We start from the raw sequence: 13228 nt of genomic DNA on the forward strand, positions 1-13228 counted from the left end.
GCCGACGGCAAGGCTGATGATCAAAGGAACCGATATGCCGGGCTTGTTCGATCCGATCGAAGTGGGTGCGATCACCGCGCCGAACCGCGTCTTCATGGCGCCGCTGACCCGCGCTCGCGGCACCCGCGATCACGTGCCCACGCCGATCATGGCGGAGTATTATGCCCAGCGGGCAAGCGCCGGCCTGATCATCTCGGAGGCGATCGGCATTTCGCGCCAGGGCCTCGGCTGGCCGTACGCGACCGGCATCTGGACCGACGAGCAGGTCGCGGGCTGGCGGCGGGTGACCGACGCCGTTCATGCGGCGGGCGGGCGGATCGTCGCGCAGCTCTGGCATATGGGCCGGCTGATCCACACCGACCTTCTGGACGGCGAGCTTCCGGTCTCCTCCTCTGCAATTGCCGCTCCAGGCCATGCCCATACCTATGACGGCAACAAGCCCTATCCGGTGCCCCGCCCGCTGGAGGCAAAGGAGGTGCCGCAGCTCCTCGAGGACTACCGCCACGCCGCGCGCAATGCGCTCGCCGCCGGCTTCGACGGCGTGCAGCTCCACGCCGCCAACGGCTACCTGATCGACAGCTTCCTGCGCGACAACACCAACAACCGCACCGACAGCTATGGCGGGTCGATCGAGAACCGCATCCGCCTGCTGGGCGAGGTCACCCGCGCCATTGTCGAGGTGGTCGGCGCAGAGCGCACCGGCGTGCGCCTCTCCCCGAACGGCGAGGTGCAGGGGGTCAACGACAGCGATCCCCACGCGCTCTTCCCGGCGGCGGCGAAGCTGCTGGAGGAGATCGGCATAGCCTTCCTCGAACTGCGCGAACCCGACTTCAACGGCTCGCGCGGCGCGGCGGATGTGGAGCCGGTCGCGCCGGAAATCCGCAAGGTCTTCAGCCGAACCCTGATCCTGAACTCGGACTACGACCGTGCGAAGGCGGATGCCGCGCTTTCCTCGGGCGCCGCCGACGCGATCGCGTTCGGCCGGCCCTTCATCGCCAACCCCGATCTTCCCCGACGGCTCGCGGAAGGCCTGCCCTACAACCCGCTGCGCGAGGCGTTCCTCTACTCGCAGGGTGAGGAAGGGTACACCGACTACCCGGCCGCACAGGAGGCAAAGGCCGCCTGACCCCTCATCCTCCCCCGCAAGGGGGAGGTGTCAGGCGCAGCCTGACGGAGGGGGAGGACAGGAAGGCCTCAGGACACCGCGTCCTCCCCCTCCGGCGCCTGAAGGCGCCACCTCCCCCTGGCGGGGGAGGATCAAATTAAGCCCCGAACCGGTCCTTCAGCGCCATCATCGCCAGCGCCGCGCGCGCAGCGTCACCGCCCTTGTCCTTCTCGTTGGCCCTGGCGCGGGTCAGCGCCTGCGCTTCGTTCTCGACCGTGAGGATGCCGTTGCCGATCGCGATGCCGTCCAGCGTCAGCGCCATGATCCCGCGCGCGCTCTCGTTCGAAACCACCTCGAAGTGATAGGTCTCGCCCCGGATGATCACGCCCAGCGCGACGAACCCCTCGTAGCGCCCGGTCTCCGCCGCCATCGCGATCGCCGCCGGCACCTCCAGCGCACCGGGCACGGTGACCACGTCGACATGGTGCCCCGCCGCCTCGATCGCGGCGCGCGCACCCTCGATCAGCAGGTCGTTCAGATGGTCGTAGAACCGCGCTTCCACGATCAGCAGGCGTGCCATCAGTCGAGACCTCCCAGATCGATGTCCTGCTCGCCGACGATCGACAGGCCATAGCCGCCGAGCGCCACCAGTGTGTGCCGGGAATTGGTCAGCAGCACCATGTCATGGACGTTGAGCGCCGCCAGCACCTGCGCGCCGACGCCGTAGTCGCGCAGTTCGTCCATCTCCGGGCTGCCCTCTTCGGCGCCTTGCGCGCGGGCATGGATCATCCGCGCGGTCGATCCGGCCATCTGGCGGTTGATGACGACCACGACCCCGCTACCCTTCTCGCCGATCACCTCCATCGACCGCTGCAACAGCCCCCGTCGCGGGAACTCCTCGCCGAACAGATCGTCGAAGGGGGAAAAGGTGTGCATCCGCACCAAAGTGGTGCCCGCCGGGTCGATCGCGCCCTTTACCAGCGCGACGATCTCCGTACCGGTCGCCTTGTTGTAGAAGGTGACGCCCGTCCATTCCCCGCCCCAGCGGCTGGTGAAGCGCGCCTCGACCCGCCGCTCCAGCAGGTGATCCTTGCGCAGGCGATAGGCGATCAGGTCGCGGATCGTCCCGATCTTGAGCGCATGGCGCTGCGCGAAGGCGATCAGGTCGTCCAGCCGCGCCATGGTGCCGTCGTCCTTCATGATCTCGCAGATCACGCCGGACGGATTGAGGCCTGCCAGCCGCGCCACATCGACCGCCGCCTCGGTATGGCCGGTGCGCACCAGCACCCCGCCCTCGCGCGCGATCAGCGGAAAGACATGGCCCGGTGTCACGATATGCTCCGGCCCCTTGGAGGCGTCGATCGCCACCGCGACGGTGCGCGCGCGGTCGGCGGCGGAAATGCCGGTGGTCACCCCGTCGCGCGCCTCGATGGAGGTGGTGAAGGCGGTCTCGTGCCGCGTGCCGTTTTTGGCGCTCATCAGCGACAGGCCGAGCTGGTCGACGCGGCCCTTGGTCAACGCCAGGCAGATCAGGCCTCGGCCGTGCGTCGCCATGAAGTTGATCGCGTCCGGCGTCGCCATCTGCGCGGGGATGACAAGGTCACCCTCGTTCTCGCGATCCTCGTCATCGACCAGGATGAACATCCGGCCGTTGCGCGCCTCGTCGATGATCTCCTCGGGCGAGGAGAGGAAGGCGTGGCGGATCTTGTTGGGTTCAGCGTTCATGGCGGCGGACCTCCTCCATGCGGGCGAGGTAACGCGCGAGCACGTCGATCTCGATGTTGACGATATCCCCTTCGGCCAACGCACCAAGCGTCGTTACCTGGGCGGTATGGGGGATGATGTTGACGGCGAAGTGGGTGGTGCCGTCTGGCTGGTCGCTCACCTCGTTCACGGTCAGCGACACGCCGTCGATCGTCACCGATCCCTTGGCGGCAAGATACGGGGCAAGCGCCGGCCCGACCGAAAAGCCGATCCGCCGCGAGTCGCCATCGGGCTGGATGGCGCGCACCGTACCCGTGCCGTCGACATGACCGGTGACGATATGCCCGCCGATCTCGTCGCCGATCTTCATCGCGCGTTCGAGGTTGAGGCGGCTCCCCGCGCTCCATTGAGAGGCGGTGCGGGAGATCGTCTCCCCCGACACGTCCACCGCGAACCAGCCCGGCCCCTTGTCGACCACTGTCAGGCACACGCCCGAACAGGAGATCGACGCGCCCATGTCGATGGTCGCATGGTCGTACCCCGCCTCGACAGTGACGCGCATGTCGCCCCGGTTCTCGACGGAAGCGATACGGCCGATATCGGTGATAATTCCGGTGAACATGATCAGCCTCTAATCCCGCGCGCGCTCGTAGACTTCGAGAGCATCATTGCCAAGCATCCGGGCATCCACGCGCCGCCACCGGCCATGCGCCTCGGCGAGGCTGGCGAGCCCGATCTCGCCGAGCGCACTCCGCCCCGCCCCGATCAGGATCGGCGCACGATAGAGCAGCAGCCGATCGACAAGGTCGGCCGAGAGGAAGGCGGCGGCAGTCCGCGCCCCGCCCTCGACAAACAGGTGGTCGGCGGGGAGCGAGGCGATGTCCCGGGGCGAGGCGATCCCATCGACCCTTCTCTCTCCCCGGACCGCGTCATCCCCGCGAAAGCGGGGATCGCTCGAATCCAACGCTGACGTTTCCGTCAAGCGATCCCCGCCTTCGCGGGGATGACGAGCGGAACTCAACACAAACCGCCTTGGACTCCGCCCCTCCAGTCCCGCCAGCCGCACATCCAGCCTCGGGCGATCCGACTCCCAGGTCCCCCGCCCCACCAGGATCGCCTCATGCCGGCTCCGCTCCAGATGGACATGCGCGCGCGCGGCATCGCCGGTGATCCAGCGGCTCTCCCCATCCGCCCGCGCGATCATCCCGTCCAACGAGGTCGCGAGCTTCAGCGTGACATGCGGACGGCCGAAGCGCCGGCGCGTGAGGAACCCTGCCATCGACCGGCGCGCCTCGGTGGCCAGCACGCCCGTCGCAACCACGATCCCCACGGTCCGTAGCCGCGCGACCCCCTGACCGTTCGTCCGCTCATCCGGATCGGTCAGCGCGATGACGACCCGTTCCGGCTTCGCCGCGACCAGCAGGTCGGCACAGGCCGGTCCCCGTTCGGACAGATGCGCACAAGGCTCCAGGGTCACGTAGACGGTCGCGCCACGCGCCGCCTCGCCCGCCTGCTCCAGCGCCAGCGCCTCGGCATGGGGACGTCCGCCCGCCTGCGTCCAGCCACGCCCGACGACTCGCGCATCCTTTACGATCACGCAGCCGACATTGGGGTTGGGCGCTGTCCGGCCGCGCCCGCGCTCCGCCAAAGCGAGCGCGGCGGCCATCCAGCGTTCGTCGTCGGTCACTCGATGCCGAGCTTGTCGGCAAGGCGCTTGTACGCCGCCTGCTTCTCAGCCGCGGCCTTGTCCTTAATCGCCTTGTCGATCTTCTGCTGCGCGATGATCTCTTCGTCGCTGCGGTTCGCGGGCCAGCTCTGGACGTAGATGATCGTCCGCGTCGGCGGCTGGTCCATCGCCGCGTCGTGATAGAACCCCCAGATGATCAGCGCCGGCACCAGCACGGCCAGCCCCGCGAAGATCAGCTGATGCTTCTCCCGCGTCGCAAAGAAGGCGCGGATATCGGCGACGAGGACGCTCGGGCGGGCAGGGCGGGGCAGCATGGCCATGCGCGCAAGATAGGCGCTCCGGACCGGACCCGCCAGTCTCAGCCCCTCAAGCGCCTGATCGCCTCTTCGCGCCCGATCAGCGGCAGCAGCGCCGCCATGTCCGGCCCATGCTCCCGCCCGGTCAGCGCCAGGCGGAGCGGCAGGAACAGCGCCCGGCCCTTGCGCCCGGTCTCCGCCTTCAGCGCACCCGTCAGCGCCGGCCAGGGCTCGGCCCAGTCGAGCCCCTCGGCGATCTCCGCCGCGCGGGACACAAAGGCGCGATCCGCCTCGTCCAATTCCGGCGCGACCACCGGCCCGGTCACCACCGCCCACCAGTCCGCAGCCTCGGCAAGCGTCGCGATGTTGGCCCGGATCGCGTCCCATCCCGCCGCAGTCATCCCCGTCGGCAGGCGATCGGCCACCTGCTCGAAGCTTATCAGGTGCAGCGTCTTGGCATTCAGCGCCACCAGCTCCGCTTCATCGAAGCGGGCGGGCGCCCGGCCGAAGCGGGCGAAGTCGAACCCCTCGACCAGCGGCTCGGGCGAGGCGACCGCGACCACCGGATCGCTCGTCCCGATCCGCGCGAGCAGCGCCAGGATCGTCACCGACTCGACCCCTGCGACACGGAACGCGTCCACCCCCAGCGACCCCAGCCGCTTGGAAAGCTTGCCCTCCGCGCCGGTCAGCAGCGCCTCATGCGCGAAGGCGGGTGGTGTCGCACCCAGAGCCGAGAACATCTGCAGCTGCAGCCCGGTATTGGTGACATGGTCCTCGCCGCGCACCACAGTCGTCACGCCCATGTCGATGTCGTCGATCACGCTCGGCAGCATGTAGAGCCACGTCCCGTCCGCCCGGCGCACGACGGGATCGGACATCAGCGACGGGTCGAGCTTCTGCGGCCCCCGGATCAAATCGTCCCAGACGATCGGCTCATCGTGATCCAGCTTGAACCGCCAATGCGGCGCGACCCCGCTCGCCTCCAGTTCCGCGCGCTGGACGTCGGTCAGGTTCAGCGCCGCGCGATCATAGACCGGCGGCAGCCCCCGCCCGGCCAGCACCTTGCGGCGGAGGTCCAGTTCCTGCGCGGTTTCGTATGCCGGATAGACCCGGCCGGCCGCCTTCAGCCGTGCAAATGCCGCCTCGTAGAGGTCGAACCGCTCCGATTGCCGCACGCTCCCGTCCGGATGCAGTCCCAGCCAGGCGAGATCCCCTCGGATCGACTCGGCAAAGGCCTCGGTCGATCGCTCCGCATCGGTATCGTCCAGCCGCAGCAGGAATCGCCCGCCCGTCTTCCGCGCCCACAGCCAGTTGTGCAGCGCCGTGCGGATATTGCCGACATGCAGCCGTCCGGTCGGCGACGGCGCGAAGCGGGTGACGGCGGGGCTCGCCATGTGCGGCGATCCTCCGGCTGCTTATTGCGGGGTCGAGACCTGCGCGTCCTGGCCGCTGCCGGCGGGGGCCGCGATGATCTGCTGCGTCGTCGCACCCTTGTCGACAACGGTCGGCGTGCCGCCGGTGCCGACATCGGTACGGATGCCCGGTGCCGCCGCACGCGCCGACCCCGCCTCGTTCAGCACGCCGTTCTCACCCGCGCTGCGCGGCGCCGGGCCGCCGAACATCGCCTGCAGCGCCTGGGTACTCGAATCCGCCTCCTGCGGGCGCGGCGCGCCGGGCTTGGGCGGGGCGAGCGCGAAGTCGGGCGGCACGACCAGCGGCGCGCGGCGCGCCACCGCGAACTCGTCCAGCCCGCTGCGCGCATAGCCGCGCTTGTTGTTGCCGCAGCCGGCGAGAGCCAGCGTCACGCAGACGGCCGTCGCCGCCAGAACCACCTTACGCATCGCGAACCTCCGAACCGGGCTTGTCCCCTTTCGCGAAAACCGCGCGATAAAGGAGAAGGACGACGCCGATGCTAATCGCCGCATCGCCGACATTGAAGACATAAAAGGGCTGCCACCCGCCGAAGTGCAGATCGGCATAGTCGACCACATAGCCGAGCCGCGCGCGATCGAGGATGTTGCCGAGCGCGCCGCCCAGCACCGCGCCCAGGATCATCGCCTCCGCCCGGCTCCGCTCGCGCATGATCCACACGAAGACACCGAAGGCGATCAGCCCGGTCATGATGACGAGCAGCCAGCGGTGGAAGTCGGTTTCTGCGGTGAGGAAGCCCATCGATACGCCGGGATTCTCCACCCAGCGCAGGTTGAAGATCGGCAGGATCTCGATCAACCCCGCCGCGCGCAGACGGACGACCTCGGTCACCCAGTATTTCACCAGCTGGTCGGCCAGGAACACCAGAAGTGCGATCAGGAACGCCGCCTTCTGCGGCCGCGCCATATCAGCCATGCACCACGTCGCCGCATCGGTCGCAGAGCGCGCCGTCGTCCACCACCTCGGGCAGTTTCCGCCAGCACCGCCCGCACTTATGCCGCGCCGTCGGCTCGACATGCACGCCGACGCCCTCGACACCCTCCACCGTGTGCATCGATCCCTCGCGGGTGGAGACCACCTCCAGCTCAGAGACGATGGCGATGTCGGCGAACGGCACCGACGCGACCAGCGCGCGGTCCTCGGTCGATCCCAGCGCCAGCGTCACCTTGGCGTCGAGGCTCGATCCGATCACCTTTTCGCGCCTCAGCGGCTCGATCGCGTTGGTCACGACGAAGCGGATGTCGCGCAGCCGGTTCCACCGCGCGGCGAGTTCGTCGTTGCGCCAGCCCTCCGGGATCACCGGCCAGCTTTCCAGATGGATCGACCCGCCAACGCCGTCGAACCGGCTCTTCCATACCTCTTCGGTCGTGAAGACGAGGATCGGCGCGAACCAGCGGACCAGAGCGTGGAACACCTGGTCGAGCACGGTGCGATAGGCCTGCCGCACGGGGCTCGCCTGCCCGTCGCAATAGAGCACGTCCTTGCGGATATCGAAGAAGAACGCCGACAGGTCGTTGTTCGCAAAGGTGCTGAGCGCCGTCACATAGCGGTTGAACTCATAGGCCTCGACCGCCGCCTTCAGCTCGGCGTCCAGCTCGGCCAGCCGGTGCTGCACCCAGCGCTCAAGCTCCGGCAACTCTTCGTCCCCGGTCCACTCCTCCGCATCGAAGTCGCTGAGCGCGCCGAGCAGGTAGCGGAACGTGTTCCTGAGCTTCCGGTATCCGTCCGATGCGCCCGCCAGCACCTCGTTGCTGATCCGCACATCGTCGAAATAGTCGGTGGACGCGACCCACAGGCGCAGGATGTCCGCCCCGCTCTGGTCCATGATCTTCAGCGGGTCGACCACGTTGCCGACCGATTTCGACATCTTGCGCCCCTGTCCGTCCAGCGCGAAGCCGTGGGTCAAGACCGCCTGATACGGCGCGCGCCCCCGCGTTCCGCTGCTTTCGAGGAGCGAGGACTGGAACCAGCCGCGATGCTGGTCCGACCCCTCGACATAGAGGTCGGCGATCAGCCCCGGATAATTCGGCTCGACCACGAAGGCATGGGTGGAGCCGCTGTCGAACCACACGTCGAGGATGTCGCGGACGACCTCGTAATCGTCGAGGCTGTAGCTGTTGCCCAGCAGCTCCTGATGATCGGCGGTATACCAGGCATCCGCGCCGCCCGCCTTGAACGCCTCCAGGATGCGCGCATTGACGGCCTCGTCGCGGAGGTACTCGCCGGTCTTGCGGTTGACGTAGAGCGCGATCGGCACGCCCCAGGCCCGCTGCCGGCTGATCACCCAGTCCGGCCGCCCCGCGACCATCGTCCCGATCCGGTTCCGCGACCGCTCCGGCACCCACCGCGTCTGCTTGATCGCGCGCTCGGCGATCTGGCGCAGGGTCTTGCCCCCGGTTTCCGAGTGACCCAAGCTGTCCGGCCGTTCGCCCTGAGCTTGTCGAAGGGCCAGTGCCGACGGTTCCGCTGGCGCTTCGACAGGCTCAGCGCGAACGAGCTTTTCCCCAATCGCCCGATCCATCGCGATGAACCACTGCGGCGTACACCGGAAGATGATCTTCGCCTTGGACCGCCAGCTATGCGGATAGCTGTGCTTGTAGTCGTAGGACGCCGCCAGCAGCGCCCCCGCCTCCCGCAGGTCCGAACAGATCGGCCCCTCCGGCGCGTTCAGCTTCGGGTTGATGACCGACAGGCTCTGCCCGCCCTGCCAGGCCCAATCCTCGCGATACCGCCCGTCGTCGCGCACCGCGAAGACCGGATCGATCCCGTTCGCCTTGCATAGCTCGAAATCGTCCTCGCCATGATCCGGCGCCATATGGACGAGGCCTGTGCCGGTATCGGTGGTGACGAACTCGCCCGGCAGGAACGGACGGGGCTTGGCGAAGAAGCCGCCGCGCTCGTGCATCGGATGGCGTGCGATTGTGCCGGCGAGTTCAGAACCCTTGCCCGCCCACGTTACTGTCCAGCCACTGCCTTCAGATAGCCAAGGACTGCTTTCGGCCCGCTGCAAGGTCGAATTAAGAAGCTCTTGCGCTGCAAGGAAAACGCGACCACCCGCACGCACGGCAACATACTCAACCTCCGGCCCATAGGCGATCGCCTGGTTGACCGGGATCGTCCACGGCGTCGTCGTCCAGATCACCGCATGCGCACCGATCAGCTCCTTGATCGGCGAATCCACGATCTCGAACCCGACATCGATCTGCGTCGAGGTGATGTCCTCGTACTCGACCTCCGCTTCCGCCAGCGCGGTCTTCTCGACCGGGCTCCACATCACCGGCTTCGCACCGCGATAAAGCTGCCCCGTCTCGGCGAACTTCAGCAGCTCGCCCGCGATCACCGCCTCGGCCTCGTACTTCATCGTCAAATATGGGTCGTCCCACCGCCCCAGCACGCCCAGCCGCTTGAACTGGCCGCGCTGCACGTCGACCCATTTCTCGGCATAGGCGCGGCATTCGGCGCGGAAGGCGATCGGGTCGACCGCGTCCTTGTCCAGCTTCTTGGCGCGATACTGCTCCTCGACCTTCCACTCGATCGGCAGGCCGTGGCAGTCCCATCCGGGGATATACGGCGCGTCGAACCCCTGCAGCGTCTTCGACCGGACGATGATGTCCTTCAGCACCTTGTTCAGCGCATGGCCCATATGGATGTCGCCATTGGCGTAGGGCGGGCCATCGTGGAGGATGTAGCGCGGCTTGCCGTTCCGCTTGGCGCGGACCTGGCCGTAGAGGTCCGCCGTCTCCCATTCCGCGAGAATGGCCGGCTCCTTCTGCGCGAGGCCGGCCTTCATCGGGAAGTCGGTCTTGGGCAGGAACACGGTCGCCCGGTAATCGGGGGCTTGATCGGCGGAATCGGACATGGCCTGCCGCTTAGGGGAGGCGGGATGTCCTCGCAAGGATGGCGCGGGCCTCGGCACAGTCCTTGTCCATCTGCGCGGTCAACGCGTCCAGCGTGTCGAACTTCGCCTCCGGCCGGATATAGCCGACGAACTCGACCCCGATCGTCTGTCCATAGAGGTCGCCCGCATAGTCGAAGAAGAACGCCTCCAGCAGCTCGATAGGCGGGTCAAAGGTCGGGCGGACGCCGATATTCGCCGCCCCCTCCAGCTCGCGGCCATCGGGCAGATGCCCGCGCACCGCATAGATGCCGTAGCGCGGCCGGATGTACCCGCCCAGCGCAACGTTGGCGGTCGGGTAGCCGATCGTCCGCCCCAGCTTTGCGCCATGCTCGACCTGCCCCTCGATCACGAAGGGACGGGTGAGCAGCGCCGCCGCCGTTCCGCAGTCGCCCTCGCGCAAGGCTTGCCGAATGCGGGATGAGGAGATGATTCCCTCGGCATCCCGCACCGGCTCCACGGCCTCGACGGTCAGGCCGTGCCGACCGCCAAGGTCCCGTAACAGCGCGATGTCGCCGCTGCGCCCCTTGCCGAAGGTGAAGTCCACGCCGGTCACCACGCCTTTGGCACCGATCGCGCCGACCAGCCGCTTCAGCACGAAGTCGTCCGCACTCTCCTCCGCCATCCGCGCGTCGAAGGGGAAGACCAGCATCGCGTCGGCCCCGGCCTCAGCGAAGAAGCGCTGGCGCTGCTCCAGCGTGGTCAGCTGGAATGGCGGCGTGTCAGGCCGGAAGAAGCACGCCGGATGCGGCGCGAAGGTCGCGATGATCGCCGGCCCGCCAATGGCGCGCGCACGCGCGATCGCCGCATCCGCAACGGCGCGATGCCCCCGGTGAAATCCGTCGAAATTGCCGAGCGCGATCACCCCGCCGCGGAACCCGGCGGGAAGCACGCTGCCGCCGTCCAGCCGCTCCATGCCCGCGGCTATAGGGGGGCTCAACGCCGTATCAAAGTCACGAATGCGAAGCCGGGCCGCTCTCCCTCGGACCCGTGGACCTCACGCTCTACTTCGACCCACACCGCTGGGTCGGGCGCAGGGATGGATGCGTCCCCTTCATAGTCGCGATTGATCTCGGTCAGTTCGATTCTGTCGGCGATGTCCGCGAAGACGGCGAAGATCTCCGCCCCGCCGATCACCGACACGCGTGTCCCCTCGACCGCCGCCAGCGCCTCCTCGGCGCTGTAGACCGCCATCGCGCCCTCCGCCGACCAATGCGGGTCCCGGGTCAGCACGATATGCGCGCGGCCCGGCAGCAGGCCGGGCAGGCTGTCGAATGTCTTGCGCCCCATGATCATCGGCGCGCCCTGCGTCTTCGCCTTGAAATGCTTCAGGTCGGCGGGGATGTGCCAGGGCAGCTTTCCGTCCCGCCCGATCACGCCGTTTCGGGCGCGGGCGACGACAAACACGATCTCCGGACGGCTCGACATCAGCATTGCTTACGCGTTTCCGCGCATTTCCGGAACCGGGCGGAGGTCTCCTGCGTAATGCGGAAAACGGGTCATAGAGGCCCGGACCGCAGGAGTACGGATATGGGCCTGATCATTCTACTCATCGTCGGCGGCGTGCTTGGCTGGCTGGCGAGCATCGTCATGCGTACCGACGCGCAGCAGGGCATCTTCCTCAACGTCGTGGTCGGGATCGCGGGCGCACTGCTCGCAGGCTTCCTGCTGACCCCGCTGCTCGGCGGCGCGCCGATCACCAGCGGTGCGTTCGACGTCCGCTCACTCCTCGTCTCGTTCCTCGGCGCGATCGTCCTTCTGGCGATCGTAAACCTCTTCCGTCGCGGAACGGTACGTTAAGAGGTCACACCAGCGGCGGCTGGGTCAGTCCTAGACCTACCGCCGCTACGAGGCCGGCGAGCATCACGAACAAGGCCGCTGAAAAGGACATGAGGCCATAGGCGGTCCATGTCAGGATGGTCGGCCCCATCCGCGCCTCACGGGCGTTGCGGCTTACGCTCTGGACGACGAAGATCGCCACCATCGCGTAGGTAAACAGCGCAAACTGCAGAACTTCACTCATCACCCAAGTCCCCCCGGATCTGGTTCGCCCATTCTGTTCGCAATCGCCGCAGAACGGAAGAGGGTTTCGATGAGCCGCCTTTAGAGCGCCGTGGTTAACAGCCTCTAAAGTTCACACGGCCACTGGCGCGGGAATATGCGGCTGGGGCGCATAGTCCTCCACCACGAAGTCCTCGATCCTGTGATCGAACACCGTCTCGGGCCTCCGAACGATCCGCAGCCTCGGCTCCCCGCCGGGCACCCGCGCCAGCTGCGTCTCCACCAGCGCCTCGTGATTGAGGTAGAGGTGGACGTCGGCTCCGAACCAGACCAGCTCTCCCGCTTCCAGATCGCATTGCAGCGCAATCATCCGCGTCAGCATCGCCGCCTCGAACAGGTTGAACGGCACGCCGAGCGCGAGATCGCAGGATCGCTGGTAGAGGCTGCACGACAGCCGCCCGCCCGACACATAGAACTGGTAGGTCATATGGCAGGGCGGCAGTGCCATGCCTTCCAGCTCCGCCACGTTCCAGCCGGTGAACAGCAGCCGGCGGGAGGTCGAGTTGGTCCGGATGGCGGTGATCAGATCGGCGATCTGGTTGATGCCCTGCGGATCGCGGGCGAACAGGCCCTCGCCCGCCGGCACATACTTCGGCCAGCGCACCCATTGCGCGCCATAGACGGGGCCTAGGTCGCCCCACTCCTCGGCAAAGCCCGGCTCCGCGATGATCCGCGCCTCGAAGGCATCACGGTCGATCGCCTCGCCCGTCGCGCGCCGATACCGATCCAGCGGCCAGTCCGTCCAGATATGCACGCCCTGCTCCACCAGCGGGCGGATCGAGGTATCGCCCGACAGGAACCAGATCATCTCGCGCGCCGCCGGTTTCCAATAGACCCGCTTGGTGGTCAGCAGGGGCACGCGATCGTCCGACAGGTCGAAGCGCATCGTCTCCCCGAACAGCGATCGCGTACCGACCCCGGTGCGATCCCGCCGCTCGTCACCCTCCACCCAGACGCGGCGCATCAGGTCGAGATATTGCTCCTCATAATGCGCCACAGGACGGTCGAGCGGGCGGAGGAGAGAGGCCATGGGCACTTAGTAAACGAGC

Annotated in this window: 15 protein-coding genes; 2 read left to right on the top strand and 13 right to left on the bottom strand. The window is 67.6% G+C overall.

All coding sequences use genetic code 11. The features are described from left to right. Positions 1-34 precede the first annotated feature (34 nt). Positions 35-1126, top strand: a complete 1092-nt coding sequence (locus ACM608_RS16385; RefSeq protein ID WP_419684638.1) for an alkene reductase — start codon at positions 35-37, stop codon at positions 1124-1126. 136 nt (positions 1127-1262) lie between these two features. Here ACM608_RS16385 and ribH read toward each other — a convergent pair whose 3' ends face one another. Genes ribH through ACM608_RS16440 form a run of 11 tightly spaced genes read right to left on the bottom strand, consistent with a single transcriptional unit; the run spans position 1263 to position 11546 of the window. Continuing rightward, positions 1263-1685, bottom strand: a complete 423-nt coding sequence (gene ribH / locus ACM608_RS16390; protein WP_419684639.1) for a 6,7-dimethyl-8-ribityllumazine synthase — start codon at positions 1683-1685, stop codon at positions 1263-1265. Continuing rightward, positions 1685-2830, bottom strand: coding sequence for a 3,4-dihydroxy-2-butanone-4-phosphate synthase (gene ribB / locus ACM608_RS16395; RefSeq protein WP_419684640.1), 1146 nt, complete (start codon positions 2828-2830; stop codon positions 1685-1687). Before ribB ends, ribH begins: the two co-directional genes overlap by 1 nt. Then, the gene (locus tag ACM608_RS16400; protein WP_419684641.1) at positions 2820-3431 is read right to left on the bottom strand and encodes a riboflavin synthase; all 612 of its coding nucleotides are present in this window, start codon (positions 3429-3431) and stop codon (positions 2820-2822) included. The genes ribB and ACM608_RS16400 overlap by 11 nt, the downstream gene beginning before the upstream one ends. A gap of 9 nt (positions 3432-3440) precedes the next feature. Beyond that, positions 3441-4475 (bottom strand): bifunctional diaminohydroxyphosphoribosylaminopyrimidine deaminase/5-amino-6-(5-phosphoribosylamino)uracil reductase RibD, encoded by a 1035-nt coding sequence (gene ribD / locus ACM608_RS16405; protein WP_419685259.1) that lies wholly within the window; start codon positions 4473-4475, stop codon positions 3441-3443. A 17-nt stretch (positions 4476-4492) separates the two neighbouring features. Next, positions 4493-4816: a hypothetical protein gene (locus tag ACM608_RS16410; RefSeq protein ID WP_419684642.1), complete on the bottom strand. Its 324-nt coding sequence runs from the start codon at positions 4814-4816 to the stop codon at positions 4493-4495. 38 nt (positions 4817-4854) lie between these two features. Continuing rightward, a complete protein-coding gene (locus ACM608_RS16415) occupies positions 4855-6186 on the bottom strand; it encodes a glutamate--tRNA ligase (RefSeq protein WP_419684643.1) in 1332 nt (443 codons plus the stop codon). A 21-nt stretch (positions 6187-6207) separates the two neighbouring features. Further along, the gene (locus ACM608_RS16420; RefSeq protein WP_419684646.1) at positions 6208-6633 is read right to left on the bottom strand and encodes a DUF3035 domain-containing protein; all 426 of its coding nucleotides are present in this window, start codon (positions 6631-6633) and stop codon (positions 6208-6210) included. Continuing rightward, a complete protein-coding gene (gene lspA, locus ACM608_RS16425) occupies positions 6626-7138 on the bottom strand; it encodes a signal peptidase II (protein WP_419684647.1) in 513 nt (170 codons plus the stop codon). The genes ACM608_RS16420 and lspA overlap by 8 nt, the downstream gene beginning before the upstream one ends. After that, a complete protein-coding gene (gene ileS / locus ACM608_RS16430; RefSeq protein ID WP_419684648.1) occupies positions 7131-10082 on the bottom strand; it encodes an isoleucine--tRNA ligase in 2952 nt (983 codons plus the stop codon). Before ileS ends, lspA begins: the two co-directional genes overlap by 8 nt. A 10-nt stretch (positions 10083-10092) precedes the next feature. Further along, positions 10093-11034 (bottom strand): bifunctional riboflavin kinase/FAD synthetase, encoded by a 942-nt coding sequence (locus ACM608_RS16435; protein ID WP_419684649.1) that lies wholly within the window; start codon positions 11032-11034, stop codon positions 10093-10095. 20 nt (positions 11035-11054) lie between these two features. Then, complete coding sequence (locus ACM608_RS16440) at positions 11055-11546, bottom strand: dihydrofolate reductase (RefSeq protein ID WP_419684651.1); 492 nt, start codon at positions 11544-11546, stop codon at positions 11055-11057. A gap of 102 nt (positions 11547-11648) precedes the next feature. Here ACM608_RS16440 and ACM608_RS16445 point away from each other — a divergent pair, with 102 nt between their 5' ends. Next, entirely contained in the window at positions 11649-11918 is a 270-nt protein-coding gene (locus tag ACM608_RS16445) for a GlsB/YeaQ/YmgE family stress response membrane protein (protein ID WP_419684653.1), read from the top strand. 4 nt (positions 11919-11922) lie between these two features. Here ACM608_RS16445 and ACM608_RS16450 read toward each other — a convergent pair whose 3' ends face one another. Together ACM608_RS16450 and thyA are read right to left on the bottom strand one after the other, a co-directional pair. Continuing rightward, positions 11923-12141 carry a hypothetical protein gene (locus tag ACM608_RS16450; protein WP_419684655.1) on the bottom strand — a complete coding sequence of 73 codons (219 nt, stop codon included), beginning with the start codon at positions 12139-12141 and terminating at the stop codon, positions 11923-11925. A gap of 111 nt (positions 12142-12252) precedes the next feature. Continuing rightward, complete coding sequence (gene thyA, locus ACM608_RS16455; RefSeq protein ID WP_419684656.1) at positions 12253-13209, bottom strand: thymidylate synthase; 957 nt, start codon at positions 13207-13209, stop codon at positions 12253-12255. Between the last annotated feature and the right edge of the window lie 19 nt (positions 13210-13228).

This window comes from Sphingomonas sp. ID0503 (assembly GCF_048565625.1).
Classification (GTDB): domain Bacteria; phylum Pseudomonadota; class Alphaproteobacteria; order Sphingomonadales; family Sphingomonadaceae; genus JBLZUR01.